The 25,816-nt window shown below is 69.2% G+C and carries 35 protein-coding genes and 1 pseudogene; 26 read left to right on the top strand and 10 right to left on the bottom strand.

All coding sequences use genetic code 11. The features are described from left to right. The first annotated feature begins 12 nt into the window (after nucleotides 1-12). Together IEY14_RS05450 and IEY14_RS05445 are read left to right on the top strand one after the other, a co-directional pair. The gene (locus IEY14_RS05450) at nucleotides 13-375 is read left to right on the top strand and encodes a helix-turn-helix domain-containing protein (RefSeq protein WP_188907152.1); all 363 of its coding nucleotides are present in this window, start codon (nucleotides 13-15) and stop codon (nucleotides 373-375) included. Beyond that, a complete protein-coding gene (locus IEY14_RS05445) occupies nucleotides 372-878 on the top strand; it encodes a DUF6456 domain-containing protein (RefSeq protein WP_244639299.1) in 507 nt (168 codons plus the stop codon). Before IEY14_RS05450 ends, IEY14_RS05445 begins: the two co-directional genes overlap by 4 nt. 4 nt (nucleotides 879-882) lie before the next feature. Here the strand turns inward: IEY14_RS05445 and IEY14_RS05440 are convergent, their stop codons facing one another. Both IEY14_RS05440 and IEY14_RS05435 read right to left on the bottom strand, forming a co-directional pair. Next, nucleotides 883-1,302: a SufE family protein gene (locus IEY14_RS05440; protein WP_188907150.1), complete on the bottom strand. Its 420-nt coding sequence runs from the start codon at nucleotides 1,300-1,302 to the stop codon at nucleotides 883-885. Between the two features lie 72 nt (nucleotides 1,303-1,374). Beyond that, on the bottom strand, nucleotides 1,375-1,848 hold the full coding sequence (locus IEY14_RS05435; protein ID WP_188907149.1) for a DUF5330 domain-containing protein: 474 nt from the start codon (nucleotides 1,846-1,848) through the stop codon (nucleotides 1,375-1,377). A 284-nt stretch (nucleotides 1,849-2,132) separates the two neighbouring features. Here IEY14_RS05435 and IEY14_RS05430 point away from each other — a divergent pair, with 284 nt between their 5' ends. From IEY14_RS05430 to IEY14_RS05420, 3 genes are read left to right on the top strand one after another with little or no spacing between them, the layout of a single operon-like run. Continuing rightward, a complete protein-coding gene (locus IEY14_RS05430; RefSeq protein WP_188907148.1) occupies nucleotides 2,133-3,968 on the top strand; it encodes a sensor histidine kinase in 1,836 nt (611 codons plus the stop codon). Further along, entirely contained in the window at nucleotides 3,913-4,704 is a 792-nt protein-coding gene (locus tag IEY14_RS05425; RefSeq protein ID WP_188907147.1) for a peptidoglycan-binding domain-containing protein, read from the top strand. Before IEY14_RS05430 ends, IEY14_RS05425 begins: the two co-directional genes overlap by 56 nt. After that, nucleotides 4,701-5,036, top strand: a complete 336-nt coding sequence (locus IEY14_RS05420; RefSeq protein WP_188907146.1) for a DUF1491 family protein — start codon at nucleotides 4,701-4,703, stop codon at nucleotides 5,034-5,036. The genes IEY14_RS05425 and IEY14_RS05420 overlap by 4 nt, the downstream gene beginning before the upstream one ends. Nucleotides 5,037-5,040: 4 nt before the next feature. Here the strand turns inward: IEY14_RS05420 and IEY14_RS05415 are convergent, their stop codons facing one another. Then, on the bottom strand, nucleotides 5,041-6,144 hold the full coding sequence (locus IEY14_RS05415) for a hypothetical protein (RefSeq protein ID WP_188907145.1): 1,104 nt from the start codon (nucleotides 6,142-6,144) through the stop codon (nucleotides 5,041-5,043). A gap of 200 nt (nucleotides 6,145-6,344) precedes the next feature. Between IEY14_RS05415 and IEY14_RS05410 the strand changes: the two genes are divergently transcribed. Next, on the top strand, nucleotides 6,345-6,488 hold the full coding sequence (locus tag IEY14_RS05410) for a hypothetical protein (protein WP_188907144.1): 144 nt from the start codon (nucleotides 6,345-6,347) through the stop codon (nucleotides 6,486-6,488). A 19-nt stretch (nucleotides 6,489-6,507) separates the two neighbouring features. Here IEY14_RS05410 and IEY14_RS05405 read toward each other — a convergent pair whose 3' ends face one another. Genes IEY14_RS05405 through IEY14_RS05395 form a run of 3 tightly spaced genes read right to left on the bottom strand, consistent with a single transcriptional unit; the run spans nucleotide 6,508 to nucleotide 9,887 of the window. Further along, nucleotides 6,508-7,134: a DUF1254 domain-containing protein gene (locus tag IEY14_RS05405; RefSeq protein WP_188907143.1), complete on the bottom strand. Its 627-nt coding sequence runs from the start codon at nucleotides 7,132-7,134 to the stop codon at nucleotides 6,508-6,510. Next, the gene (locus IEY14_RS05400; protein WP_188907142.1) at nucleotides 7,127-7,711 is read right to left on the bottom strand and encodes a DUF1214 domain-containing protein; all 585 of its coding nucleotides are present in this window, start codon (nucleotides 7,709-7,711) and stop codon (nucleotides 7,127-7,129) included. Before IEY14_RS05400 ends, IEY14_RS05405 begins: the two co-directional genes overlap by 8 nt. A gap of 49 nt (nucleotides 7,712-7,760) precedes the next feature. Beyond that, on the bottom strand, nucleotides 7,761-9,887 hold the full coding sequence (locus tag IEY14_RS05395) for a transglycosylase domain-containing protein (protein WP_188907141.1): 2,127 nt from the start codon (nucleotides 9,885-9,887) through the stop codon (nucleotides 7,761-7,763). Between the two features lie 170 nt (nucleotides 9,888-10,057). Between IEY14_RS05395 and IEY14_RS05390 the strand changes: the two genes are divergently transcribed. Beyond that, nucleotides 10,058-10,537 (top strand): YcgN family cysteine cluster protein, encoded by a 480-nt coding sequence (locus IEY14_RS05390; protein WP_188907140.1) that lies wholly within the window; start codon nucleotides 10,058-10,060, stop codon nucleotides 10,535-10,537. Nucleotides 10,538-10,574: 37 nt separating this feature from the next. On the opposite strand, the gene IEY14_RS05385 is transcribed toward IEY14_RS05390, so the two are convergent. Next, the gene (locus IEY14_RS05385) at nucleotides 10,575-10,790 is read right to left on the bottom strand and encodes a hypothetical protein (protein WP_188907139.1); all 216 of its coding nucleotides are present in this window, start codon (nucleotides 10,788-10,790) and stop codon (nucleotides 10,575-10,577) included. A 195-nt stretch (nucleotides 10,791-10,985) separates the two neighbouring features. Here IEY14_RS05385 and IEY14_RS05380 point away from each other — a divergent pair, with 195 nt between their 5' ends. The 19 genes and pseudogenes from IEY14_RS05380 (at nucleotide 10,986) to IEY14_RS05290 (ending at nucleotide 23,109) form a co-directional block, all read left to right on the top strand. After that, complete coding sequence (locus tag IEY14_RS05380; RefSeq protein WP_188907138.1) at nucleotides 10,986-11,390, top strand: hypothetical protein; 405 nt, start codon at nucleotides 10,986-10,988, stop codon at nucleotides 11,388-11,390. 92 nt (nucleotides 11,391-11,482) lie between these two features. Beyond that, a complete protein-coding gene (locus IEY14_RS05375; protein ID WP_188907401.1) occupies nucleotides 11,483-12,706 on the top strand; it encodes a DNA-packaging protein in 1,224 nt (407 codons plus the stop codon). A gap of 24 nt (nucleotides 12,707-12,730) precedes the next feature. Then, nucleotides 12,731-13,951 (top strand): phage portal protein, encoded by a 1,221-nt coding sequence (locus IEY14_RS05370; RefSeq protein ID WP_188907137.1) that lies wholly within the window; start codon nucleotides 12,731-12,733, stop codon nucleotides 13,949-13,951. After that, the gene (locus tag IEY14_RS05365) at nucleotides 13,948-14,286 is read left to right on the top strand and encodes a DUF6107 family protein (RefSeq protein WP_188907136.1); all 339 of its coding nucleotides are present in this window, start codon (nucleotides 13,948-13,950) and stop codon (nucleotides 14,284-14,286) included. The genes IEY14_RS05370 and IEY14_RS05365 overlap by 4 nt, the downstream gene beginning before the upstream one ends. Next, nucleotides 14,283-14,852, top strand: coding sequence for an HK97 family phage prohead protease (locus IEY14_RS05360; RefSeq protein ID WP_188907135.1), 570 nt, complete (start codon nucleotides 14,283-14,285; stop codon nucleotides 14,850-14,852). Before IEY14_RS05365 ends, IEY14_RS05360 begins: the two co-directional genes overlap by 4 nt. A gap of 13 nt (nucleotides 14,853-14,865) precedes the next feature. Next, a complete protein-coding gene (locus tag IEY14_RS05355; protein WP_188907134.1) occupies nucleotides 14,866-16,107 on the top strand; it encodes a phage major capsid protein in 1,242 nt (413 codons plus the stop codon). A gap of 77 nt (nucleotides 16,108-16,184) precedes the next feature. Beyond that, complete coding sequence (locus IEY14_RS05350; RefSeq protein WP_188907133.1) at nucleotides 16,185-16,742, top strand: head-tail connector protein; 558 nt, start codon at nucleotides 16,185-16,187, stop codon at nucleotides 16,740-16,742. Beyond that, nucleotides 16,743-17,075 (top strand): phage head closure protein, encoded by a 333-nt coding sequence (locus IEY14_RS05345; RefSeq protein ID WP_188907132.1) that lies wholly within the window; start codon nucleotides 16,743-16,745, stop codon nucleotides 17,073-17,075. It abuts the gene before it with no gap. After that, complete coding sequence (locus IEY14_RS05340; RefSeq protein ID WP_188907131.1) at nucleotides 17,075-17,278, top strand: hypothetical protein; 204 nt, start codon at nucleotides 17,075-17,077, stop codon at nucleotides 17,276-17,278. The genes IEY14_RS05345 and IEY14_RS05340 overlap by 1 nt, the downstream gene beginning before the upstream one ends. Nucleotides 17,279-17,340: 62 nt before the next feature. Then, nucleotides 17,341-17,751: a DUF3168 domain-containing protein gene (locus tag IEY14_RS05335; RefSeq protein ID WP_188907130.1), complete on the top strand. Its 411-nt coding sequence runs from the start codon at nucleotides 17,341-17,343 to the stop codon at nucleotides 17,749-17,751. Nucleotides 17,752-17,848: 97 nt separating this feature from the next. Beyond that, a complete protein-coding gene (locus tag IEY14_RS05330; protein WP_188907129.1) occupies nucleotides 17,849-18,262 on the top strand; it encodes a phage major tail protein, TP901-1 family in 414 nt (137 codons plus the stop codon). Beyond that, complete coding sequence (locus IEY14_RS05325; protein WP_188907128.1) at nucleotides 18,262-18,591, top strand: gene transfer agent family protein; 330 nt, start codon at nucleotides 18,262-18,264, stop codon at nucleotides 18,589-18,591. The genes IEY14_RS05330 and IEY14_RS05325 overlap by 1 nt, the downstream gene beginning before the upstream one ends. Next, nucleotides 18,588-18,827, top strand: coding sequence for a rcc01693 family protein (locus IEY14_RS05320; protein ID WP_244639297.1), 240 nt, complete (start codon nucleotides 18,588-18,590; stop codon nucleotides 18,825-18,827). Before IEY14_RS05325 ends, IEY14_RS05320 begins: the two co-directional genes overlap by 4 nt. After that, complete coding sequence (locus IEY14_RS05315) at nucleotides 18,824-19,405, top strand: phage tail tape measure protein (RefSeq protein WP_188907127.1); 582 nt, start codon at nucleotides 18,824-18,826, stop codon at nucleotides 19,403-19,405. Before IEY14_RS05320 ends, IEY14_RS05315 begins: the two co-directional genes overlap by 4 nt. Beyond that, entirely contained in the window at nucleotides 19,405-20,040 is a 636-nt protein-coding gene (locus tag IEY14_RS05310; RefSeq protein WP_188907126.1) for a DUF2460 domain-containing protein, read from the top strand. Before IEY14_RS05315 ends, IEY14_RS05310 begins: the two co-directional genes overlap by 1 nt. Beyond that, a complete protein-coding gene (locus tag IEY14_RS05305) occupies nucleotides 20,037-20,930 on the top strand; it encodes a phage/gene transfer agent baseplate hub protein (RefSeq protein ID WP_188907125.1) in 894 nt (297 codons plus the stop codon). The genes IEY14_RS05310 and IEY14_RS05305 overlap by 4 nt, the downstream gene beginning before the upstream one ends. Next, entirely contained in the window at nucleotides 20,930-21,352 is a 423-nt protein-coding gene (locus tag IEY14_RS05300; RefSeq protein ID WP_188907124.1) for an NlpC/P60 family protein, read from the top strand. Before IEY14_RS05305 ends, IEY14_RS05300 begins: the two co-directional genes overlap by 1 nt. 3 nt (nucleotides 21,353-21,355) lie before the next feature. Further along, nucleotides 21,356-21,760: pseudogene (locus tag IEY14_RS05295) on the top strand (baseplate multidomain protein megatron); the annotation flags it as partial. 146 nt (nucleotides 21,761-21,906) lie between these two features. Next, complete coding sequence (locus IEY14_RS05290; protein ID WP_188907122.1) at nucleotides 21,907-23,109, top strand: tyrosine-type recombinase/integrase; 1,203 nt, start codon at nucleotides 21,907-21,909, stop codon at nucleotides 23,107-23,109. Nucleotides 23,110-23,815: 706 nt separating this feature from the next. Here IEY14_RS05290 and IEY14_RS05285 read toward each other — a convergent pair. The 3 genes from IEY14_RS05285 to IEY14_RS05275 form a co-directional block, all read right to left on the bottom strand. Then, complete coding sequence (locus IEY14_RS05285) at nucleotides 23,816-24,514, bottom strand: response regulator transcription factor (RefSeq protein WP_188907121.1); 699 nt, start codon at nucleotides 24,512-24,514, stop codon at nucleotides 23,816-23,818. Between the two features lie 765 nt (nucleotides 24,515-25,279). After that, the gene (locus tag IEY14_RS05280; protein WP_188907120.1) at nucleotides 25,280-25,531 is read right to left on the bottom strand and encodes a helix-turn-helix domain-containing protein; all 252 of its coding nucleotides are present in this window, start codon (nucleotides 25,529-25,531) and stop codon (nucleotides 25,280-25,282) included. Beyond that, nucleotides 25,528-25,764, bottom strand: coding sequence for a helix-turn-helix domain-containing protein (locus tag IEY14_RS05275; protein WP_308421999.1), 237 nt, complete (start codon nucleotides 25,762-25,764; stop codon nucleotides 25,528-25,530). The genes IEY14_RS05280 and IEY14_RS05275 overlap by 4 nt, the downstream gene beginning before the upstream one ends. Nucleotides 25,765-25,816 lie beyond the last annotated feature (52 nt).

Here is a 25,816-nt window from a genome sequence, read left to right as displayed (position 1 = left end):
GAACAAGTGCCGATGCGGGACGCAACCCCGCCTTTGCAGAATGGATTCCGCCGGGCCAGGCTCCTGTGCCGTCTGGCCCGGCAGATCGCGAGCGCCTTCTTCGACGTGCCGCTGGTCGAGATCGAGCGGCCGAATCGCGCGGCGGCCGCGAGCTGCGAGGCGCGGCATGCCGCCATGTATCTGGCGAATGTGGTGTTTCAGATCCCGCTCGTCGTCATCGCGCAGGAATTCGGCCGCGATCGCACCAGTGTCGGCCATGCCATCCGGCGGGTGGAGGACCGACGCGACGATCCGCCCTTCGATCATTGCCTGGAGCGGCTGGAAGCCCTGGCCGCCAGCTGTCTGACCCTCCTCGACGAGACCAAGCCCGAATGAACGCGACGCCCGGCTTCAACGAGAACGAATCGCCGCTGGCGCGGCTGGCGACGCGGCGCGGCCCGGACGGCCAGCCTTTTCTGGCGCCGGCGGAGGCGATGGCGGGGGAACGGCTGCGCGCCGATTTCACCCGCGGCGGGCTGATGCCCTCGGTGACGCAGCGCTGGGACGGTACGCCGCGCGCCGGAAAGGGCATGGCGGGCGGGGCAGGGGATCTGGCCCTCTCGGCGCTCGACGCGCGGCGCCGGGTCGATGCCGCGCTTCATGCCGTCGGCCCGGAGCTCGCCGACATCCTTCTCGATATCTGCTGCTTCCTGAAGGGGCTCGAACTGGTGGAGCGCGAAAGGCGCTGGCCGGCGCGCTCGGCGAAGCTTCTCCTGAAGGCGGCGCTCGGCGCGCTGGCGCGCCATTACGGCTTCGAGCGGCAGGCCGAAGCCGGCAACAGCCGCATCCGCCGCTGGGCGGCCCCCGACGCCAAGCCGAAGGGACCGTCGTCTTTATAGTGTCTCAGGCCGCTACGGCCTCGCGCGCATCGGCCTTGATGCGCGCGACCATGGATTTCAGCCCGTTGGAGCGCTGCGGGGTCAGATGCTCCTTCAGGCCGAGCCGGCCGAAGGCGGCTTCCGCGTCGATCTCCGCGATCTCCGCCGCAGTCCTGCCCGAGAAGAGCGCGATCGCCACGGCTACGAGACCGCGCACGATATGGGCATCCGACTCGCCCCGGAAGCGGAGATGCGGCGGCTCGGCGCCGTCCGTCTCGCTCACCAGCCAGACCTGGCTGACGCAGCCGCGCACCTTCGTCGCCTCGTTGCATTCCTCCGCGCCGAGCGGCGGCAGCTGTCGGCCGAGTTCGATCAGATAGCGGTAGCGATCCTCCCAATCGTCGAGAAGGTCGAAATCCGCTTCGATATCGGCAAAGCTCTGCATCGGACTATCCATCGCCAGCGTCGGCGCGAGGCCGGCGCGATGTCCGTCATATAGGCCTTCGAGAGGCGCGCGTCAGCCGCGCGGCGTCGGGATCGGCACGGCGGCGGGGCGTGCCTCTCCTATCTTCTCTGGCAGAGCGGTGGCGGCGGGGCCCGGATGGCGCGGCGGCTGATAGGGCTGGGGCAGGGGCATCTCGGGATGGAGCGCGGCCGGATCGGCCGCCGCCTCGCGCGCCGCCTCGGCCGAGTTCTGCGGTGTGGCGGCACCCGGCTCGCGCGATGCGAGGCCGTCATCCATCAGGCGATAGCCGATGCGCAGGCCCGCCTCGATCCGATCGCCCGCGAAGGCCGCGAGATCGCGGGCGGCGGCGCAGGCCGCCGGGGCGCGCGTGCAGAAGCTGCCGATATCGGCGGCGGCCTCTTGGATGCCGGCGAACATGCGCAAGGGATCGAGCGCCGGCGCGGCGGCGTCCGTCGCCCGGCCGAGCGGCAGCACCATCGCGACGAGGCCGAGACCGAGGGCGCATTTGATGACGAAGCGGATCACGTCGACCTGTTCCTGCCGGTCCTTCGGTTCGCGAATCTGCGGCCGCGCGGACTGATCTACCGCGCGCGCGGCCCTTCGCCAAACTTCACGCTGAATTTGACGAAAACAGGATGAATCCGGCCCATCCGACAGGATCGCTTCGGTGGATATGCTTTGCGAGACGCAAAGATCGCGCCCCGCTTCGCAACCACCGCTTAAGGCTTCCTTGAAGGGTTGAGGGGCATAAAGGGCCATGCTCCGGCACGCGTCTCGCGATCGGGCCGGGCGGCGACGAAGAGTGAGTGATGGGTCGAGCGCGCGACAGAAGGGGAGAGAGCATATTCCCCATCCAGACGCTTGAGGCGGCGACCATCGGCCGGTTCGAGGCGATCGTCGCCGCGCGCATTCGCGGCAGGACCGCCCGGCGCCGACAGGCCGTGCTGCTCCTGGCGCTGACCGGGGCCGGCCTCGCGATCGCGCTGGCGCTGCCGGTGGCGGCGCTCTTCGGCGCGGCCATGGCGCTGGTGGCGCTGCCCGCCCTCGTCGCCAGTCTCTGCCTCGTCCTCGCCGCCGTGCTCGCCGCGACCGGTGCCTTCGAGGTGGTGCTCGGCACGGCGATCGCCGCGCTGTCGATGCTGATCGCGCTCGCCTCGCTCGCCACCGGCGGCCTCGGCTCGCCGCTTCTCTGGCTGCTCGCGGTCGCCCCCGCCGAATGTCTTCTCGCCGGCCGGGCCGCGCTGACGCGCGTCTCGCTCGGCATCGCGAGCTTCGCCGCTTGTCTGGTGCTCGGCGCGGAACAGGTGCTGCCGATCGGCGGCCAGGTGCCGCCGTCCGTCGCGCTGGCGAGCGCCGCTGCGGCGCTTCTCTATCTCGGCCTCCACGGCTTGCGGTTTCGTGCCCGCCAGGCGCGCCGACGTCGCGCCACCGAGGCGGAGGCGATGGAGCGGCGCGTCGTCGAGACGATGCTGGGCGAGGCGGTGCTGCGCTTCTCGCCGGACGGCACGCTGATCCATGCCTGCGAGGGGGCCGCGCGGATCTTCGGCGGTGAATCGCGCGATCCGCGCCATCCCTTCCTGATGGCCTGCGTCCATGTCGCCGATCGTGTCCGCTATCTCTCGGCCTTCGGCGAGATCCGGGCCGGCGCGTCTCATGCCGCCTGCACGGTGCGCGTCATGGCGGAGGACGCCCCGGCTTTTTCCGAGATCGCGCTCGAACTCACCGCGATCCGCGACGGCGCCGGCCGGCTCGCATCGATCCTCCTCGTCGTCGTCCGGCCGAGCGCCGACGAGCGGCTGGCCGCCGACGCGCTGCGCCGCGAGCTCGACGAGGCGCGCAGCCTTTCCGAGGCCAAGAGCAATTTCCTCGCGATGATCAGCCACGAGCTGCGCACGCCGCTCAACGCCATCATCGGCTTCTCGGACATTCTCGACCAGGAATTCTTCGGCAAGCTGGAGACGCCGCGCCAGAAGGAATATGTCGGCCTGATCCGCCAGTCGGGCGAGCATCTGCTCTGCGTGGTGAACGGGCTGCTCGACGTCTCGAAGATCGAGGCCGGCCGCTACGAGCTGATGATGGAGAGCTTCGCGGTGGACGCGCTCTTCGCCGAGGCGCTGGCGGCGATGCGCGACGAGGCGGAGCGCAAGGGGCTGACGCTCGAACTCGACAGCGCCTGCGGCGATGCGCTCGTCACCGCCGACCGCCGGGCGGTCTACCAGATGCTGCTCAACCTCCTGTCGAACGCGGTGAAGTTCACCGATGCCGGCGGCGTGACGCTCGCGGCGCGTTTCGACGGAGCCTATCTCGACATCGAGATGCGCGACACGGGCGCCGGCATCGCCCCCGCCGATCTGACGCGCCTCGGCAAGCCTTTCGTGCAAGGCTCGGCCGGTCTCGCGCGCCGCCATACCGGAACGGGTCTCGGCCTGTCGCTGGTGAAGGGGCTGGCGGAACTCCACGGCGGCTCGATGACGATCCGCAGCGAGCTCGGATATGGTACAAGCGTCCTCGTCCGCATCCGGCGGGACGGAACGGCGGCGGTGCCGACAGCCACGAAAGACACGACGGAACGAGTTGTAGCCCTGAAGCATGCCCGTACAGACGATCTCCCCACGGCGGCCGGCGAAACGCGCCGCTCCGCCTAGCCTCGGCCAGCGCCTTCTCGGCGGGTCGCGGCACGCGCTTCGCGCGCTGGTCGCGCCCGTCCGCGCGCGCCCGGTTCTCGCTGGGAGCCTCTTCGCCTTCGCGGTCCTGTCCGGCTGGGTGGGGACGAATGCGCTCACCGGCCAGTCCGGCCGCCATTCGCACCCGCTGCTCGCGACGCGGCCGCAGCCCGGCGACGCGGCGGTGGACCTGCCGAGCCTGCCGGTGCCGCTGGTGAAGGACGTGCAGGACGCGCTCGCCGAGGCCGGCTATTACACGGCGGCCCCGGACGGGCGGCCCGGCAAGGCGACGGCGGCCGCGATCCGCGCCTTCCAGACCGATCACGGCCTCGCGGTCGACGGCGACGCCTCGCCGCGCCTTCTCGCGGCGCTGCGCGCGGCGGCGCGGCCGACGGACGAGGAGACCGGCAGCCTGCCGCAGCGCACGGAACGCGTCGCGAGCCTCGAGACCGGGCGCAGCGACGATGCCAGCCGCGCGCCGGTGCCGGCCGCCGCCGTACCGGCCGCCGTGCCGGCGGGTCCGTCGCGCGACCTCGTCAGGCGCGTGCAGGAAGGGTTGCGCGCGGCGAAGGTGGCCGAGCTCGATGCGGACGGCATCATGGGCGCGCGCACGGAAGCCGCGATCCGCACCTTCCAGGCCTCGCAGGGGCTGAACGTCAACGGCGTGCCCGACGAGGCGCTGGCCAAGCGGCTGAAGGCGCTCGGCACCCGCAAGTGAGGATCACCTCCGAGCTTTTCGTCGCGCAGCTCACCCGCCGGATCTTCAAGGATGGCGGCTTCGCGGCGATCCTGCGCAAGGGCGCCGAGGCGGCCGGCGCGATCTTCGTCGTCGCGCGGGCGCGGGACGGGGCGGTGACGCTCTATGGTCCGGCGCCGCAGAGCTTCGCCTCGGACGAGGATGGCGGCGAGCGCCGCTTCCTCGCCGAGCCGATCGCGGACGAAGCGGCGATCGAGGCGCGCTTCGCGCGGGAGGCGCGGTTCGACCCGGATTTCTGGGTGATCGAGATCGAGACGGAACGCGCCGGCGACTATCTGCCTCTCGTCGGCTGAGCGCTCAGCGATCGTTGCGCAGGCGTCCGGTCTCGATGGCGACGGGCTTGCGGCGGCCGAAGGCGGCGCGCGCGCCCGGCCGGCGGATGGACGGCGCTTCGGCGGCATATTGCGGCACCGGCGCGGCGGCGCGCGTTTCCGGCGGCGCGAGAAGGCCGAAGCGCGCGGCTGAGGCCTCGGCATCCAGCGCCTCGTAGCGCCGCTGCATCTCCTTGAAGGCGGCGACGTCGGTGCCGAGCTTCGGCGCCAGCGTCATCAGCACCGTCATCGCATCCGCTGTGCCGAAATCGCAGGCCTTCAGCGCCGTGGCGAGGTGCGCGCCGCTCGCGTCGTCCAGCATCTCGGCCACCGTCGCGGCGTCGATCAGCAGGCGGCGGCCGAGCGCGGCGGCGAAGCCGTCGCGATCCCCGACCGAGGCGAGGGCGACAAGATCGCCGAGGCCGGTGAGGTCCGGTTCCGGCCGCGCGGGCTCGGCGGCGGGGCGCGTCTGGCCGGTCGCTTGACGGCGGAGCCATTCCCGGGTCGAAGCGGCGCTGCGCGGCGGCGCCGGCGACTGCGGTTCCGGCGCGTTCGGTGCCGGCACGGGCTCGCTCGTCTCGGCCGAGCCGAGCGACAGGAGTGCCGCCTGCCGCGACACGCCGCCTTTTACCGGAGGCGCGTCCGTCGTCGGCGTCCGGGCGACCGGCGGCCGACGCGGCGCGGCGGCTTCCGGGCGGGCGGCAGCAGGCGTCGGGCGCCGCGCCTCGAGGATGCGGGACAGGGCCGGATCGTTGCGGGCGTGCAGGCGGGCGAGATCCGCTTCCGTCAGAAGCGGACTGCCGAGCAGAAAGGGCGCGGCGATCTCCACCGGCTCGGCCAGCAGACGTTCGACGAGGGCCTGCGGCAGTTTGGGAGCATTGGCGAGCGAGGCGGCGACGATGCGGCGGGTCTCGCGATCCGTCTTGGCGAAGACCGGCCCGACGAGGCCTCCGAAATCCCGGCACTGCCGATCGGTCGGGCGGCGCAGCGCGGCATAGGCCGCCACGGCGGCGCGCACGATCGTGTCGAAGCCGTCGCGGCCGGCGCTGCGTTCGAGATTGCGGAAGATGCGCGGGCTGGCGTCCGACATGCGGAGTCCGAAAGCGATGACACTGGCGCCGACGTTATCGGGCAAGCCTTAGCAAGCTGTTAACCCTGCCGGCGCTTTCATGGGACGTCGCCGGGACCGGGGCGGCGCGAAACGCATTCCTGGTCGCCGCGACGAGTTCCAAGGCTCGGATAAGGTCTTGATTTTATAACGAAGTAACGCCAACGGCACAGAAGGCTTTGATGGAAATGGCGACGGTCCTTCGCTTTCCGCAGCAGATCCCCCCGCGTCCGGGCACCCTGGATGCCGCGATGAAGCGGGCATCCGCAGCGATCGTGATCCTGCCCTGCGTGCGCCGCGAAGCGCTGGTGGCCAAGGCGAACTGACGGCGCCGGCCGGGCCGCGTCAGCCGCCGGCCGGCGCGTCCTCGGTCGCGTCGCCGTCCTCGGGCGGCGCTTCGGCCTTGCAGGACAGGCCGCGCAGGAAGGCTTCGACCTCCGGCTGCATGCTTTCGCCATCGACCAGGGCGCGGATCGTCAGCGAGCCGGAGCCTTCGGAAAATTCCACCGGGATCGTCGTCTCGTTCGGATCGGGCGAGGCCGCCTTCGCGTCGCCGAGCTGATCGGCCGAGCCGACGAGGAGGTCGAACCGGCCGCCGACGGCCGAGCGGTCGTTGATCGAATAGAGATTGTCGCCGCGCCGCGAATAGATCGAGGCCGACCAGAAGCTGGTCGACACGTCGCTGCGCAGCCGCACCGGACCCTCGGCGAGGGAGAAGCGGCAACTGGCGGTGAGGAAGGCGGGATCGACGAAGGGGAATTCGTGGCGCAGCGAGCCGGCCGGCGGGCCGACGCCTTCCGGCGGGGCGGTGAGCTGCGGATCGATGCGGACGACGTCGAAGAGGGCGCCGAGACGCGCCAGCCGGCCCCAGGAATTGTTGGACGCGACCCAGGGCATCGCGAAGATCACGGCGATATGGACGATCGCCGCCCCGACGAGCCCGACGATCAGGGCGATGACGGCCTTAAACACGGGGGCAGCCCTTCCGCTCGACGGCGAGCATCGGCGTGCGACCGAGGCCGCTCGACGTGCTGGCGGGCGTGTCGTAGAGCGTCAGCGCGAGCACCAGCGGGCCCTTGCCGTCGATCGCCAGCCAGTTGCCGGGACGGGCGTCCGGCGCCACCTCGATCTCCACGGAATTGTCCTCCGCCCGCATCAGGCCATGCGAGACGAGGCGGCTCGGGCGGCCGGCGCGCGGCTGGATCAGCCGGCCGTTCGGCGTATAGGCCGCCAGCGTCCAGACCCGGGCGAGCGGCAATTCGCCCGACAGCCGATAGCTGCATTCGCGGCGCAGCGGCGTGCCACCGGCATCGACGGCCGCCTTGAACTGGACGCCTTCGCCGATGCCGAGCGTGAGGTTGCCGGCCCGCGACAGGCGCGCCTTCTCGTAAGGGTCGGCATCGACGGAACCGGCGGTCGGGTCCGCCGTCCAGACGCCGATCCTGACGAGACCGCTGCCGGCGCCGGCATCCAGCGCGCGCTTGGCGCTCCAGCCGCCGAGACCGAGAGCGATCGCGACGGCGGTGAGAACGAGAAGCAGGAAACGCATCAGCGGGCCGCAGGCTGCGGCGCGGCGGGGAGGGCGATCGGAACGGCGCTCACTGGGGGCGGGAATCCACGGCGGAAGGACCCGTATTGGCCGCGACCTTTTCGGGCGCGAGCGGCGGCGCGCCGCGCATGAGTTCGGAAATGCCGTTCAGCACCTTCTGCGTCTCGGCATTGAGGGAAGGCGGTCGGACCGGCGGCGGCGGGCCGTCGCCCTTCGCCTGCGCCACCGCCTCGGAGGGCTTGGGCAGCGGGTCGGCGATATAGGGAATGGGCTTCAGGTCGATGCCCTGATGGGCGGCCTCCATCACGCGCTGCCAGGCCATGGCCGGGATCGAGCCGCCGGTGAGCTTGTTCGTCGGATGGAAGTCGTCGTTGCCGAACCAGACGGCGGCGGTGAAATTGCCGGTGAAGCCGACGAACCAGCCGTCGCGATAGCTCTGCGTCGTGCCGGTCTTGCCGGCGGCGCGCGTCATCGTCAGCGCCGCCTTGCGCGCCGTGCCCCGGATCGGGATCTGCACGAGCATCTCGTTCATCGACTTCGCCGCCGGCTCCGACAGGACGCGGTGGCGCGGCGGCATGTCGCGCGCGGCGTCCCAGAGCGTCTCGCCATTGGTGTCGGAGAGCTGGAGGATGGCGTGGCGATGCGAATCCATGCCGCCGGCGGCAAAGACCGCATAGCCCGTCGCCTGGTCCATCACCGTCACTTCCGAGGTGCCGAGCGCCATGGTCTTGTCGCCGCGCAGCGGCGACTCGACGCCCATCGCCTTGGCGAGGGCCGTGACCTTCGCCATTCCGACCTTCTGGCTGAGGCGCACCGCGACGGTGTTGAGCGAATGGGCCATGGCATCGACGATCGAGATCCGGCCCGCATAGGACCGGCCGTAGTTCTGCGGCGACCAGCCGCCGACCGTGACCGGCGCGTCGGACACGATGTCGTTCGGCTTCATGCCGGATTCCATCGCCGCTGCGTAGACATAGGCCTTGAAGGACGAGCCCGGCTGGCGCAGCGCCTTGGTGGCGCGGTTGAACTGCGAGACGCCGTAATCCGGGCCGCCGACGATGGCGCGCACGCCGCCGTCATTGTCGATGACGACCATCGCGCCTTCGTCCACGTCGAAGGTCTTGCCGAACTGGCGCAGGTGATACTGGATCGACTCGTCCGCCAGCTGCTGCATGGAAGCGTCGAAGGACGTGCGCGCGACGAAATTGCGATGCGGGATGCCCTCCGCGATGCGCTGCACCTCGGCGAAGGCGAAGTCGAGGAAATAGTCGGGCGAGGCGGTGGTGCCGCGATCGACGGCGGTGGCAGGCTGGCGGCGGGCCGCGACGACCTGTCCCTCCGTCATGAAGCCGGCCTGCACCATGTTGGACAGGACCTCGTTGGCCCGGCCGCGCGCCGCCGGCAGATTGATATGCGGCGCATATTTCGCCGGCGCCTTGAAAAGGCCGGCCAGCATCGCGCCTTCCGCGAGGCTGACGTCGCGGATGTCCTTGTTGAAATAGAACTCGGCGGCGCTTTCCGCGCCGAAGGCGCCGCCGCCCATATAGGCGCGGTTGAGATAGGTCTCGAGGATCTGGCGCTTGGTGAGATGCGATTCCAGCCAGAGCGCCAGGAAGGCCTCGTTGATCTTCCGGTCGATCGTGCGCTCGTTGGTGAGGAAGAGGTTCTTCGCCAGCTGCTGGGTGAGGGTGGAGCCGCCCTGGACGACGCCGCCGGCCCGCGCGTTCTCGCTGAGGGCGCGGAACAGGCCGATGAAGTCGATGCCGAGATGCTCGAAGAAGCGGCGATCCTCCGTCGCGAGCACGGCCTTGATGAAATGGTCCGGCATCTCGTCCACCGGCACGGAATCGGAGCGCAGCACGCCGCGCCGGCCGATCTCGTTGCCGTGGCGATCGAGGAAGAGGACCGAATAGTCGGTCTCGCGCGGCAACCCGTTCGCCGTCATCCGCATGGCGGGCTGGGCGAGGACGTAGAGGACGACGAGACCGCCGAGGCCGAGCGTCAGGCCCTCGCAGCAGAGTTCGACGAGACCTTTCTTGAAGCCGCGCGCGCGGAACCGGCGCGAGACGATGGTGATCTTTTCCCAAAGGCCGCCCGAGCCGTGGAAGAAGCGCCACAGCGTCGAGTCGATCCAGGCGTCGATCTCGATGAGACGCGACGGGACCCAGCGTTTCATCTTCCGGTCGGGAGAGCGGCGCAATATCGACCCGTCATGGTTCCGCGGGCCTCGCCAGAAGCTAACCCGCCTTGATTCTATCGGTTTCTTCCCTTCTACGAGTTTAAGTATGGCGCGCATGCGGCGGCAACAACGAAGTCGCGGATGCGGTGCCGGTGAATGGCGAAGCGATGGAAAACGGCAACAGCCCCTTCTGGAAGACCAAGCGGCTCGAGGACATGACTCCGGCGGAGTGGGAGAGCCTCTGCGACGGTTGCGGTCGCTGCTGTCTCAACAAGCTGGAGGACTGGGAGACGGGCGAGATCGCCTGGACGAGCGTCGCCTGCCGCCTCCTCGACGACGGGAGCTGCCGCTGCGTCGACTATCCGAACCGGCAGGCCACCGTGCCCGACTGCATTCCGCTGAGCCCTGAAAAGGTGCGCGAGATCTCCTGGTTGCCGCCGACCTGCGGCTATCGCCTCGTGGCGGAGGGGCGCGACCTCTACTGGTGGCACCATCTCGTGTCGGGCGATCCCGACAGCGTGCACGAGGCCGGCGTTTCGGTGCGCGGCCGGACCGTCAGCGAGGAGGGCATGGAACTGGAGGATTTCGAGCACCATCTCGCCGCCTGGCCGGGACAGGTGCCGCGCATGCGGCGACCGCGCCGCTGAGGCTCGGCTCGGCGCCGGAACGCCGGGCCGGATCGCGTCAGGAATTCGTCCGGCCGCGCTGGTTGGCAGTGACCGGCCGGTTCGGCACGACATCGTTCTCGACATCGCCTTCGAAGGTGGACTCGCCTTCGATGTCCTCCGGTTCCGCGCCGGCCATGGTCATGCCCTTCGAGCTGTTGATGCCCGGATTGCGGATGAGATCGTCGATCGGACGAATGGCGGCGGCGCTGCCGGCCTTGTGGTGCTTGCTCATCGCAGTCTCCTTGCGGCTGTCCCCTTCCGAATGAGGCGGCAGCGGGAAGGTTGCCCCGGCGCGCGGCCACGAAGATGAGATAGGAAAATTGTCCTTGACTGCGTGACGGTGCTTGGGTAGTCTTCAGCTACAGTCGAGAAATTGCGGGCGGCGGACCGAAGGGTCCTGTCGCCCTTTTTGTTTTTGGGGGCTGGCATGACGGTCGGCGGCACGGTGGATGCGGACAAGGCGAAGGCGGGCAAGCCGAGGCGGACGCTGTCGCAGCGCCTGCTGCGCGCCCTGACGGGCGAGGTGCTGGGCCTGGAGCGCTCGATCGCGAAGGCGCGGGGCGAGGGGACCGAGGCGGCGCGGGTGGGAGCGGAAACGGCGGGGGGCGCCAAGGCCCGCGTCGAGGCGATCGGCGCTTTGACGCGCACGCTCTACAAGCTTCTCGAACTGACGCGGGCGGAGGCGGCGGCCGTGGCGGGCGAGGCGGCCGACGAAGCGGAGGCCGAGCGGCTGCGGGCCGAGCTGATGAAGCGGCTGCGGGCGCTCGACGCGCGCCGTCTTGGCGGGCGGCGCCTGTTCGGCAATGCCGAAACGACCGCGAGCCTTGCTTGACCGGAGGGGACGGCGAACTGGCGGAGGCCGATTTCTGGCGCCTCGCGGCGACCGAGATCGGCCAATATAGCCGCGCGGCGCTTCTGAAGGCGATGCCGCCTTGGCCGGCCATCGCCCGGCCCGAGCAATTGCCGCCGCCGGGCGACTGGCGGCAATGGCTGCTGATCGGCGGGCGTGGCTCCGGCAAGACGCGGGCCGGGGCGGAATGGGTGCTCGGCCTCGTCGCCGGAACGCCGCCCTTCGCCGCCGCCCGCCGCTACGGCCGGATCGCGCTCGTCGCCGAAACGCTCGGCGACGCGCGGGAGGTGATGATCGAGGGCGAAAGCGGCATCCGCGCCGTCGCGCTCGGCGAGAAGCCGGTCTTCGAGACGACGCGGCGGCGGCTGGTCTTCGCCAATGGCGCGGTGGCGCAGGTCTTCTCCTCCGAGGACCCAGACGCGCTGCGCGGCTACCAGTTCGACGCCGCCTGGGGCGACGAGCTGGCGAAATGGGTGCATGGCGAGGCGAGCTTCGACAATCTGCAACTGGCGCTGCGCCTCGGCTCGGGGCCAAGGGCGCTGTTCACGACGACGCCGCGCCCGGTGCCGATCCTGAAGCGGCTCCTCGCCGACCCGGCGACGGTCGCGACCCATATGACGACGGCCGCGAACGAGGCCAATCTCGCCGGCGGCTTCGTCGCGGCGATGCGGGCGCTCTATGGCGGGACGCGCATCGGCCGGCAGGAACTCGACGGCGAGATGATCGACGGGCGCGAGGACGCGCTGTTCGACCGGGCCTCGATCGACCGGCTGCGGCTGCGCCACGCGCCGGAACTGCGGCGCATCGTCGTTGCCGTCGACCCGCCGGCGACCGGCACCGCGAGATCGGATGCCTGCGGCATCGTCGCGGCGGGCATGGGCATCGACGGGACGATCTACGTGCTCGCCGACGAGAGCCGGCGCGGACTGAAGCCGCCCGAATGGGCGCGGGCCGCCGTCGCGCTCTTCGTGCGGCTCGAAGCGGACCGGATCGTCGCCGAGGTGAATCAGGGCGGCGACATGGTGGAGGCGGTGCTTCGCACCGTCCAGCCGGACATCCCGGTCCAGGCGGTCCGGGCGACGCGCGGCAAGTGGCTGCGGGCCGAGCCCGTCGCCGCGCTCTACGAGCAGGGCCGCGTGCGACATGCCGGGACTTTCCCGGCGCTGGAAGACGAGATGGCCGATTTCGGGCCGGAGGGCCTGACCTCCGGCCGCTCGCCCGACCGGCTCGACGCGCTGGTCTGGGCGGTGACGGCGCTCGCCGCGCCGAGCGCCGAACCGCGCATTCGCGGATTGTAGACTTCGAACCTTGAGGAGATCGGCATGGGACTGCGATCGCTGATCGCGGCGTGGCGGCCGCGCGCGCCGGACAGGCGCGCCAGCGGCGGACCGGGCGAGGCGAAAACCGCGACGCTGGGCGGCACGCTGCTCTTCACGGGCCTGACGGGAACCGGCGAGGGCGAGCGCTCCTACGGCGCCCTGGCGCGCGACGGCTTCATGCGCAACCCGGTCGTCTATCGCGCGGTGCGCCTCGTGGCGGAGACCGTCGCGGCGGTGCCGCTGCTGCTCTATGACGGGCGCGAGGAACTGGCGGAGCATGCGCTTCTCGACCTCCTGCGCCAGCCGGAGCTCGGACTCGACGGCGCGGGCTTCGTCGAGCGGATCGTCGGCCACCTGCTCCTGTCCGGCAATGCCTTCGTCGAGGCGACGCGCCTCGACGGCCGGCCGCGCATGCTCCATGCGCTGCGGCCGGACCGGGTGCGGCTGGTGGACGGGGCGGACGGCTGGCCGGAGGCCTATGAATACCGGGTCGGGTCGACGCTGCGCCGCATTCCGGCGGCGGAGGCCGAAGGTGTCGGGCCGCTTCTCCACCTGCGGCTCTTCCATCCGTTGAGCGACGGGCTCGGCTTCGCGCCGCTCGGCGCCGCCGGCCAGGCGCTCGACCTCCACAATGCCGCCGCCCGCTGGAACCGCGCCCTGATCGAGAATTCCGCCCGGCCCTCCGGCGCGCTGGTCTATCGGCCGGGCGACGGCGCCAATCTTTCGCCCGACCAGTTCGACCGCCTGAAGAGCGAGCTCGAAAGCGGCTATGCGGGCGCGGCCCGCGCCGGCCGCCCGATGCTGCTGGAAGGCGGCCTCGACTGGAAGGCCATGGGCCTGACGCCGCAGGAAATGGACTTCATGGAAGCCAAGAACGGGGCGGCGCGCGACATCGCGCTCGCCTTCGGCATTCCTCCCATGCTGCTCGGCCTGCCGGGCGACAATACCTTCGCCAATTACCAGGAAGCCAATCGCGCCTTCCTGCGCCTCACCGTACTGCCGCTCCTCTCGCGGCTGACCTCGGCGCTCGGCCATTGGCTCGGCGCGCAGTTCGGCGCGGAGGGGCTTCGCCTCGCCTTCGATCCCGACCGGATCGAGGGGCTCGCCGCCGAGCGGGAGGCGCTCTGGGCAAGGCTCGGCGCGGCAAGCTTCCTGTCCGAGGACGAGAAGCGCGAGGCGGTGGGCTACGGCCCGCGCGAGGCCGGCGCGGGGAGGGACGCATGAGCGTGGAGGGCGGTTCGCTCGCGGCGCTCTGGAGCGCCAAGTTCCTCGGCGCCGCGGCCGGCTCGGCGATCTCCGTCGCCTATCTCCTGCCGCGCGGCCGGCGCGAGGCAGCGGCCCGCTTCCTGATCGGCCTCGTCACCGGCCTCGTCTTCGGCGCCCCGGCCGGGCTCGCGCTTGCCGAGCATCTGGCGCTGGCCGACCGGCTGGCGCCTGCGGAGCTCGCGCTGATGGGCTCGGCCGCCGCCAGCCTCTGCGCCTGGTGGGCGCTCGGCATCCTGGCGCGCTTCGCGGCGACGCTGTTTCCGGCGCGGCATGGACGGGAGGGCGGGCGATGAGGGCGGACCCCACGCCGGCGAAACTGGCCGGGAGCGCCGAGCCGGGCGTGATCAAGGGCTATGCCAGCGTCTTCGGCGCCGTCGACCTTTCGGGCGACGAGGTGGCGCCAGGCGCCTTCGCCGCCTCGCTGCGCCGGCGCGGCGCGGCGGGCGTGCGCATGCTCTGGCAGCACGATCCCGCCGGGCCGATCGGCGTCTGGACGCGGCTCGTCGAGGACCGGACCGGTCTCTATGCCGAGGGCCGTCTGGCGCTCGGAACGAGCGGCGGGCGCGAGGCGCACGAACTGATCCTCGCCGGGGCGCTGGACGGCCTGTCGATCGGCTTCAAGACGCGGTGGGCCGAGCGGCAGGGGCTCTCGGCGCCCGGCGCGAAGCGGCGCCTCGTCGGGATCGATCTCTGGGAAGTCTCGGTCGTGACCTTTCCGATGCAGGAGCGGGCCCGGCTCGCCGAATGGCGCGGGGAAACGGGCGAGGCGCTTCAGCGGCTGGCGGCGCGGATGCGCGAGGCGGCGGCGCGGATCGGCAGGGCGGGGTCGGGATCCCGTCCTGTCTGGAACATATCGTAAACAGGAGAAGCGAATGACCGAGTTTTCCTCCCTGCCGGAGACGAAGGCCCAGACGGGCGATCTCCACGAGGCCTTCGCCACGATGATGCGGGCCCTCGAGGAGTTCCGAGGCGAGAACGACCAGCGCGTCGGTGCCATCGAGAAGCGGATGAGCGCCGACGTCCTCACCGAGGAGAAGGTCGAGCGCCTCAATCGCACGATCGACGAGCAGCAGAAGCGCATGGACCGGCTGGCGCTGAAGGAGATGCGCCCGCGCCTCGCCGGGGGCGAGACGGCGGCCGCGCAGCCGAGCGAGCATCGCCAGGCCTTCGACGCCGATATGCGCGGCGGCGACGAGCGCGGCTATCGCCAGCTGGAGGAGAAGGCGCTGTCCGGCCTCGTCGGCGCGGATGGCGGCTTCACTGTGCCGCCGGAAACGGAACGCGAGATCGGCCGGCGGCTCGCCACGCTGTCGCCGATCCGCGCCATCGCCTCGGTGCGCACCGTCTCGGCCGCCGTTCTGAAGAAGCCCTATTCCATCGCCGGCGCGCAGGCCGGCTGGGTGGGCGAGACGGACGCCCGGCCGCAGACCACGACTCCGACGCTCGCCGAGCTCGCCTTCCCGACGATGGAACTCTACGCGATGCCGGCCGCGACCAACGCGCTGCTCGACGACTCGGCCGTCGATATCGACCAGTGGATCGGCGCCGAGGTCGAGCAGTCCTTCGCCGCGCAGGAAGGCGCCGCCTTCGTCAACGGCGACGGGGTGAACAAGCCGAAGGGCTTCATGACCGCCCCGACGGTGGCGGAAGCGAAATGGGCCTGGGGCAGCGTCGGCACGGTCGCGACCGGCGCGGCCGGCACCTTCGGCCCCGGTGCCGGCGATGCGCTGGTCGATCTCGTCTATACGCTGAAGGCCGGCTACCGGCAGAACGCCGGCTTCGTGATGAACCGGCGCACCCAGAGCGTCATCCGCAAGATGAAGGATGCGAACGGCCTCTACCTCTGGCAGCCGCCGGCGACGGCGGGGGGCAAGGCGACGCTGATGGGCTTTCCGCTGGTCGAGGCGGAGGAGATGCCGGACATCGCGCCGGGCGCCAAGGCCGTCGCCTTCGGCGATTTCGCCCGCTTCTATCTCATCGTCGATCGCCAGGGCGTGCGCGTGCTGCGCGATCCCTATTCGGCGAAGCCCTACGTCCTCTTTTACACGACGAAGCGCGTCGGCGGCGGCATCCAGGATTTCGACGCCGCGAAGTTCCTCGTCTTCGCCGGCTGACGGGCCGGCATCGAACCAGCGGAAGGCCGGGCGAGAATGCCCGGCCTTCTTTCGTATCGCGCGAGGGATGGCCGGACATGGTGTTGATCGAACTGGGAAACGCGGGACCGGAACCCGTCGCGCTCGCCGAGGCGAAGACCTGGTGCCGCATCGAGCGCGACGACGAGGACGTCTTGATCGCCGCCCTTATCGGCGCCGCGCGCGAGACGGTGGAACGCGAGACGGGTCTGGCGCTCCGGCGCCGCGATCTTCGGATCGCGATCGGCGACCTGCCGCCGGACGGCCGCGTGGCCTTGCCGCGCCGGCCGGTCGCCACCGTCCTCGGCCTCACCGCCTATGGCGCCGACGGCCTGCCGCGCGCCTTCGCGGCCGCGAATGCCGTTCTGGAACGGTTTGGCGCCGGCGAGACGGTGCGACTGACGGAGATCGTCCTGGCGGCGGCGAACGGGCTGGAGATCGACGTGACGGCCGGCTTCGCGCCGGCCGACGTGCCGGAGGCGCTGAAGCTCGCCATCAAGCGCATGGTCGCCGTCTCCTACGAGACGCGGGCGGCCCTGGCGCCCGAGATGCAGCCGGCGCTGATCCCGCCCGCCGCCCGCGCGGCGATCGCCGCCTTCCGCGAGGTCCGGCTCTAGATGGCGCTCCTCTTCATCGATCCGGGCCTCCTCAATCGCCGTGTGCCGCTCCAGGTGGCGGATCTGTCGTCCGACGGCGCGGGCGGGCAGGCGGGCCCCTGGCGCGAAGTGGCGGAACTCTTCGTCCATGTCGAGCCGCTGGCGGTCGATGCCGCCGAGCGCTTCGACCGGCGCGAGGCGACGATCACCCATCGGGTGATCTGCCGCCGGCGCGTCGGGCTCGAGCGCGGCATGGCCTTTCTCCTGGGTACGCGGCGCCTTCTCATCCGCTCGGTGCACGACCCGGACGAGAGCGGGCGCTATCTCGTCTGCCGCTGCGAGGAGGAGGCGTGATGCGCCTCCGCGCCGCGCCGCCGCGCCTGACGAAGCTCACGAACCGCTTCCGCGCCGCCGCGCTCGCCGCGGCGATGCGGCAGGCGACGGCCGAGACTCTGGGTCCGCTGCCCGGAAGCTCCATGCTTGCGGTTATCGGCCGGCGCTCGCCGGGCGATCACGAAGGCGGGAACGCGGCGAATTCAGGCTTGCGGCGAAAATAAGGCCCTTGTCACGCCATATTTCGAGGCAAGGTCTAGCGTGATTGCGAGGAGGAAGGCCCGGCATGATGCATTCGAGCGCTGAACTGCAGAAATCCGTGTTCAAGGCCCTGAGCACCGATGCGGCGATCGTCGCGATGCTCGGCGGCCCGAAGATCTTCGACGGCGCGCCCGATCGGGTCGCCTTTCCCTATCTGACGCTCGGACGCTCCACGGTGGTCGACTGGTCCACCGGCACGGAAGACGGCGCCGAGCACATCCTGACGCTCCATGTGTGGGGGCGGGGCGGCGGCAAGGCGGAGACCTACGCGATCATGCACGAGGTCTCGACGAAGCTGCACGACGCGCATCTGCCGGTCGAGGGCCATCGGCTGGTCAATCTCCAGCTTCAGTTCGCCGAGGCGCGGCGCGAGCCGGATTCGCCGAACTTCCACGGCATCCTGCGCTTCCGCGCAGTGACCGAACCGCTGGCCTGACGGGCGGCGCGAGGCGGAGACGGCCCCGCCACGATCATTCCATCAAGGGCGGTCCTCGCGGATCGCCCTTTTTCTTTTGCCGAAAGGACAGGGCCGCATGGGCGCGCAACGGGGCAAGGACCTTCTACTCAAGCTCGACGCCTCGGGAGGCACGAGCTTCCAGACCGTCGCGGGGCTGCGGACGAAGCGCATCGCCTTCAATGCCGAGACCGTCGAGATTACCGATGCCGACAGCGCTGGGCGCTGGCGCGAACTGCTCGGCGGAGCGGGCGTCCAGCGCGCCTCGATCTCGGGCACGGGCATCTTCAAGGACGCCGCTTCCGATGCCGCGATCCGCCAGCTCTTCTTCGAAGGCAGGATCGGCGCCTTCGAGGTGACGGTGCCGGATTTCGGCCGCATCGCCGGGCCGTTCCAGGTGACGGCGCTCGAATATGCGGGCGAGTTCAATGGCGAGGTCACCTTCGAGGCGACGCTGGAATCGGCCGGCGCCCTGTCCTTCGCGGTGCTCTGATGGCGGCGAATCGGCGGCGCGGCGAGGTCGGCGCCATCATCGACGGCGAGGCGCGGGTGCTCTGCCTGACGCTGGGAGCGCTCGCCGAACTGGAGGACGCCTTCGGCGCGGAGGATCTGGCCGGCCTGACGCGCCGTTTCGGCTCCGGCCAGCTCGCGGCGCGCGACATCGTCCGCATCCTCGGCGCGGGCCTGCGCGGTGCCGGCTCTTCCGTCAGCGACGAGGCCGTGGCGGCGATGCGTTTCGAAGGCGGCATGGCGGGCGCGGCGGCGCTCGTCGCCGAGCTTCTGGGCGCCGCCTTCGGCGAGGCGCGGTCCGCAAACCCTTGAGCGCCGCGCCGGAGCCGGGGGCCTCCGGCGCGGCCGAGCCCTTTCCCTGGGACGAAGCGATGTCGGCCGCCTTCGGCCTGTTGCGCCTCGCCCCCGACGCCTTCTGGCGCATGACGCCGCGCGAATTCGGCCGGGCGCTCGCCCCCTTCGCCGTCACGCATGGCGAGGCGCCCTCGCGCCATGCCTTCGAGACGCTTCTCGCGCGCTTTCCCGATCAACACCGGAGACCCGCATGACGACCGAGGAGACCTATCGGATCGGCATCGAGGCCGATACCAGCGCCTTCGATAAGGCGCTCGGCGACATGACGGCGAAGGCGGATGCCTTCGGCGCGGCCTTCAGCGGGGCGTTGAAGGGCGCGGTGGCCGGCACGCAGTCGCTCGACACGGTGCTGCGCCAGCTGGCGTTGCGCCTCTCCACGATCGCGCTCAACGCCGCGCTGAAGCCGGTGACGGACGCGGCGGGCGGCTTGTTCGGCCAGCTGGCCGGCGGGCTCGGAGCGCTGTTCGGCGGTGGCGGCGCCGCGAGCGGACAGGTGCAGCCCTTCGCCAAGGGCGGCGTCGTCGCGAGCCCCAGCTATTTTCCGAGCGGCCGCCGGATCGGCCTGATGGGCGAGGCGGGCGCCGAGGCGATCCTGCCGCTTCGGCGCGGGCCGGACGGCACGCTCGGCGTCGCCGCCGGACCGGGCCGGGGCGGGACCGGCGGCATCGTCTTCAACGTGACGACGGCGGACGCGGCGAGCTTCCGCCGCTCCGAGGCGCAGATCCAGGCGATGCTGGCGCGCGCCGCCGAGCGCGGACGGCGGGGGCTCTGATGGGGCTCGCCTCCTTCAGCGAAGAACGGTTTCCGCTGGGCGTCGCCTTCGGCGCCAGCGGCGGGCCGGAGCGGCATATCGAGGTGGTGCGGCTCGCCACCGGCTTCGAGACGCGCAACCAGCGCCACCGCCACGCCTTCCGTCGCTACGACGCGGGCAGCGGAGTGAAAAGCCTCGCCGATCTCGGCGCGGTGCTCGCCTTCTTCGAGGCGCGGCGCGGCAAGCTCGTCGGCTTCCGCTTCCGCGATCCCTTCGACCATCGCTCCGGCCCTTACGGCGCGCCGGTGACGCCGTTCGACCAGATCATCGGCACGGGCGACGGAGCGACGAGGAGTTTCGCGCTGACCAAGACCTATGGCAGCGGCGCGGAGGCTTATGTCCGGCCGATCGCCAAGCCCGTGCCCGGCACGGTGAAGCCGGGGCTCGCGGGCGCCGCGCTGGAGGCCGGTTTCACGCTGGAGGCCGCGACCGGGAGGATCACCTTCGCGACGGCGCCGACGGCCGGCGCGGCGGTGACGGCCGGTTTCGAGTTCGACGTGCCCGTCCGCTTCGATCTCGACCAGCTCGTCCTCAATGTCCGAGCCTTCGAGGCCGGCGAAATCCCCTCGATCCCGCTCGTGGAGATCCGTCCGTGAGAACCGTTCCCAAACCTCTCGCGGCGCATCTCGCCGCTTCGGCGACGACGCTCTGCCAGTGCTGGCGCCTGACGCGCCGCGACGGCACCGTCCTCGGCTTCACCGATCACGACGAGGCGCTCGCCTTCGACGGCACGGTCTTCGAGGCGGCGAGCGGGCTTTCGGCCAGCGAGGCTGAGGCGGAACTCGGTCTCGCCGCCGGGACGCGCGAGGTGAGCGGCGCGCTGTCCTCGACCTCGATCGCGGAGAAGGACATCCTCGCCGGACGCTATGACGGGGCGGAGGTCGAGACCTTTCTCGTCAACTGGAGCGCGCCGGAGCAGCACCTTCTTGTCGACAAGGCGGAACTCGGCGAGGTGAAGCGCGGCGACAGCGCCTTCACCGCCGAATTGCGGGGGCTGGCGAGCCGGCTCGACCGGCGGCGCGGCCGGCTCTATCGTCGGCGCTGCGACGCGCAGTTCGGCGACGCGGGCTGCGGTATCGACACCGCGCGCGCCGATCTCTTCCTCGACGCGGTGGTGAGCGGCATCGAGGAGGCGGGCGCCGCCATCCTCGCGCCGGCCGGACCCGTCGATCCCGCCCTCTATGCCCAAGGTCGCGTCTCCTGGCGCAGCGGGGAAGGAGCGGGCCTCTCCTCCGATATTGCCGGCCTGCAACTCCTGGCAGGCGGCGCGATCCGCCTCGTGCCGCTCGGCGGCCTTTCGGGCGGGCAGGCGCCGGGCGACGCGGCGCGCCTTCATGCGGGCTGCGACAAGTCCTTCGCGACCTGCCGGGCGCGCTTCGCCAACGGCCTCAACTTTCGCGGCTTTCCGCATCTGCCGGGCAACGACCGGGCGCTCGCCATCGCCAAGGAGGACGGGCGCCACGATGGCGGGCCGGTGGTGCCGTGATGCGGGAGAGGGTGCTTCTCGCGGCGCGCGGCTTCCTCGGCACGCCCTATCGCCACCAGGGCTCGCGGCGCGGCGTCGGCTGCGACTGCCTCGGCCTCGTGCGCGGCGTCTGGCGCGAACTCCATGGCGCGGAGCCGGAGGAGCCGGGTCCCTATGCGCCGGACTGGGCCGAGCGCGGCGGGCCGGAACGCCTGCTGGCGGCGGCGGCGCGGCATCTGCAACCCCTGCCCATCGCGGCGCGGCAGCCCGGCGACGTCCTGGTCTTCCGCTGGCGGAGCGGCGCGGTCGCCAAGCATTGCGGCATTCTCGACGAGGGCGAGCGGCTGATCCATGCCTATGAAGGTATGGCCGTCCTGTCCTCGCCGCTCGTGCCGGCCTGGACGCGCCGGATCGCCGGTGTCTTCCGTTTCCCGGAGCGCTGAACCATGGCGACCATTCTTCTTCAGGCGGCCGGCGGCGCGCTCGGCACGCTGATCGGCGGCCCGCTCGGCGGCGTCGTCGGCCGGGCGCTCGGCGCGCTCGGCGGCGCGGCCATCGACAACGCGCTTCTGTCCCCGAAGCGCCACCTGGAAGGGGCGCGGCTCGCCGCCTCCCGCATCCAGGATGCCGACGAGGGCGCCGGCATCGCCCGGGTCTACGGCACCGCGCGTCTCGCGGGCCAGGTGATCTGGACGACCCGCTTCGAGGAGGAACGCTCGACCGAGCGGCGCGGCGGCAAGGGCGGGGCCTCGCGGGGAGCGAGCGTCACCACCTATCGCTATTTCGGCAATGTCGCGATCGGTCTCTGCGAGGGGCCGATCGCCGGCATCCGCCGCATCTGGGCGGATGGCGAGACCGCCCAACCGACCGTTCTCTTTGTATCCCTACGTCTCAAAAGGCAGTTCAGGCATCAACTTCAGTGCGGCTTTCTATCTCTCGTTGTCTCGCATAGTGTCCAGACATCCCCATTCTCAAGTGGGGAAGGAAGTGGGATGATATGGCGCGCGGATTGAACAAGCTTTCCGATACGGCGATCAAGTCGGCCAACTTGAAGGCAGGTCGGCACTCGGATGGTGGTGGGCTTTACCTGAACGTAGCCCCGGCCGGATCGAAGTCCTGGCTCTTCATGTGGGTCCGCGATGGCAAGCGGCGCGAGATGGGGATGGGCGCCTATCCCAGCATCAGCCTTGCAAAGGCCCGGAAGCTGGCTGCCGAGTGCCGGGAGCATGTCGGGGCGGGGCGAGACCCGATCGCGGAAAGAAAGGCGCAACGTCTGGCCGCAACGGAGCCGACGTTCGGCGAATGCGCGAACATGGTAATCAGCGCGAAGACGACGTCATGGCGGAATGAGAAGCATGCCGCACAATGGAAAATGACGTTGGAGATTTATGCAAAGCCCCTCCGTGGCATACGCGTCTCAGAAATAGGCACTGATGAGGTGTTGAAGGTCGTCAGCCCTCTGTGGTCCAGCAAGCCGGAAACAGCCTCACGCCTTCGCGGTCGAATTGAAACCGTCCTGAACTTCGCTAAGGCGCGAGGTTGGCGAACGGGAGAGAACCCAGCGCTTTGGCGTGGCCACCTAGAGAACATTCTGCCTGCCCGGCCACGACTTTCGCGCGGGCATCATGCCGCGCTCCCATACCAACGCCTTCCGGCTCTTATGAAGGAAATCCGAGCTGCAGCGGCGCTTGGCGCCGCACCGCTCGAATTCGCCATTCTTACAGCGGCCCGCTCTGGTGAGGTACACGGAGCGCTTTGGTCCGAGATCGACCTGAAAGACGAAGTTTGGACGATCCCGGCAAGGCGGATGAAGATGGGCAAAGAGCACCGGGTTCCTCTCTCGAAACGCGCTATCGCGATCCTGAAAGCGGCAGCAGAGCTCCGCCAAAATGAGTTCGTCTTTCCCGGCCGTGTCGAGGGGAAATCGATCTCGAAAATGGCGATGGACGGTCTGCTCGATACGCTGAAAGCCGACTGCACGGTGCATGGCTTCCGTTCGACGTTCCGTGACTGGTGCGGAAACGAAACGGATTATCCGCGCGAGGTGGCAGAGCAGGCCCTCGCTCATAGCGTGGGGAATGAGGTCGAACGCGCCTACCGCCGTGGCGATGCCTTGGAGAAACGTCGCCAACTGATGGAGGCATGGTCCGCCTACCTCGCGCCGGCCGAAGCGCCCACGGTCACTCGCCTACGCGCATGAAGCAAACTCGCACCGACATAATCCGATTTAGGGTGTAACAGGTGTACCGGGTGTACCAGACGAGAAAAATCTAATTCTTACAGAGACTTAATTCGGCATATAGGCGGTACACCCGTCCGCTTTATCGGGTGTACCGGGTGTACCGGCCGCAGACGGAGGTATGCTCGGCAGGTAGTGGACGCCGCTCCGCGCCGGGTGCCCTTATCGCCGGGCGTTCCAGGCGGTCTGATGTTCTGCTTGCCGAAGTGCAAGCCGAACGCTGGCTTGCCGAACCGGGCGTGTCCTGAAAATCGGGACGGGGAAGTCGCCTGCCAGCGCCAAAAGCAAACCCCGCGCTTCGGCGGGGCTGCTTCCACTCTCCTCCAGCTTGGCTCTCGTCCGATCCTCGGATGGATGTTGGCTTCGCCTCGGGCGGCCCTCAGGGCGCGGGAACAGGCGGATTATGCGGTAGGCTGCGAGCGGGATCAACTAACCCGATCTAATCGGGTCTGTTCATGCGCCCGGCGCTGTGCCCCACCTGTCAGAACGGGATCTCGTCATCCATGCTGTAGTCGTCGCGCGCCGCCGGTTTCTCCTGCCGGGGCGCTCCGCTCCGGCCGCCTCCGGCAAACCAGCAGATAAGCCGCTGTCGGTTGCGGCGACGGACATGCTGCTTCGGCGGATGAAGCAAGAGGTGACGGTCGCAGTTTGCGCTTAGCGTAGAACCTCAGTTCAGGATGTACCCCACTCCGCGAACGGCCTTGATGCGCTCGTTCTCGCCAGTCGGTTCGAGCTTGCGACGAAGGCGCGTCACCAGTACGTCGAGGCTACGATCTTCGTATTGCCACGAGCGGTGGAAGACCGCCTTCATCAGATGCTCACGGTCGAGAACGACGCCTGCCTTCTGCATCAACTCCCTCAGCAGGATGTATTCCGCCGCAGTCAGCGGCAAGCGATCGCCTGTGTCATTGCGGAGCGCACGTTGCTGATCGTCCAAGATCCAGTTGCCGAACTGCAAAGCCACCGGGATTGCCGGAGGTACGGCATCCAGTTGGCTTGTCGACACCCGACGTAAGATCGTCCGAATGCGTGCCAACAGTTCGCGCAGTGGGACGGGCTTGGTCAAGAAATCGTCGGCACCGAGTTCAAGGCCAACGATTTTGTCAGTCTGATCATCGTTTGCGGTCAGAACGATGATGCCACATCGATCACGCGCTCGTAGGTCACGCACAATGTTCAGTCCGTCCTCATCTGGCAAGTGTAGGTCAATGATCGCAAGATCGAACGCAACCTGAACTGCTAATGACCTAAAAGTATTGCCGTCAGGCGCTTGGGTTACGTCAAACCCGTTCCGAGCTAGATACTCCGCAATCGCCTCGCGTTGTACATCAACATCTTCAACGACGAGAATGCGTGGTCTTTTCATGGCAAAGGCTTAGGCGTTTCTAACTGAGCTGGTGTGTTAGCTAACGCAGATAACACCTCTGCCTCATCGTGGGTATTCCCTATTTTGCATAAGAGCTTAGTCGTCATTACTCGGCTCGATTAAGCCAAAATAAAGAGCGAGCGCTACGGCATGGGTCGGGTTCTGAGTGCCGAGCTTTTGAAACGCGGTATGAAAATGATCTGCCGCCTCTACGTCATTCAAACGGAGCTTAGCCGCAATGCTCGCTTTCGAGTGACCCTCTGCCAGGAGGAGGATGCAGTTCAACTCGATCGTCGTCAGGCGCGGACTTATGCGTCCCCCATCGATTTCCATGGCCTGTCGCGCTCCCCTTTCTCATCGCCGGATGGATGAGCTTCGAGGTAATCTAGGATTGCGTTAAAGGCTTCAACTGCGTCCTGGTCTCCCATGACCTCCGCGTACCGCTTCCCGACGCGCGCTTCGAGGATGGCGTCATCGCCATGCTGTTTCTGCATGTACTGCGCCGCAGCCTTCGTGAGACGAGCAATATCGTTCGAGGACATCTAGCTAGAGGACCGACCTTGGGTTGACGGCTGTAAAATCGTTTTTCATCGCGTTGAAGGCGACGTAGAGCCGGCGCGAGCGATATCAAACCCGCTGTTCAGTGACTACGCAGCACGGGGTAGGCCTAATGACGCATTCCTGTAAGATGATATGCATAGCAGCATCGTCAGCACGGATGATTTGGTCATCCCAGAGGAAAGATCGGCGCGCTGCAGCCCTGTGCTATTCACCGACCGTTCCGTTCAGTTGATGTTCGACCTTGAGTAGGAGATCGCTCGGCGTCATCCCGAGACAATTCGCGAGCCCGAACAGGGTGCTAATCGCAACACGATTGGCTCCAGTCTCGTATTTCTGGATCTGCTGATAGCTCATGCTAACCGCGTTGCCGAGCTGCTGTTGGGTCAGGCCTCTGGCAAGGCGAAGCTCCCGGATAACCCGGCCGAACGCGATGTCTTCTGACTTGCGCATCTTCATTCCCCCTTCCTGAGACGAACGCCAGCGCCCTCGCCGTTCTCCGCGATGAAGATCACGCCGGCCGCTTCGAGGGCTGATTGCAACGCTGCGACCGTCCGCTCTTGCGCAGCGAGCGGACCAGGGATGCCTTCCAAGCGCTTGATGGTCGGCACTGACACCTTCGATGCCTCCGCAAGCTGCTTCTGATCCCACCGGATTAGGGATCGCGCCGCCCTCATCTGCTCACTCGTCATCAAAAATCGATCCCTTTCACATAAAATTATGCTAAAGGTATTGACGATACCT

The organism is Aureimonas endophytica (assembly GCF_014642635.1).
GTDB classification, from domain to species: Bacteria; Pseudomonadota; Alphaproteobacteria; order Rhizobiales; family Rhizobiaceae; genus Plantimonas; species Plantimonas endophytica.
This window is presented reverse-complemented; position numbering and strand designations above follow the sequence as displayed.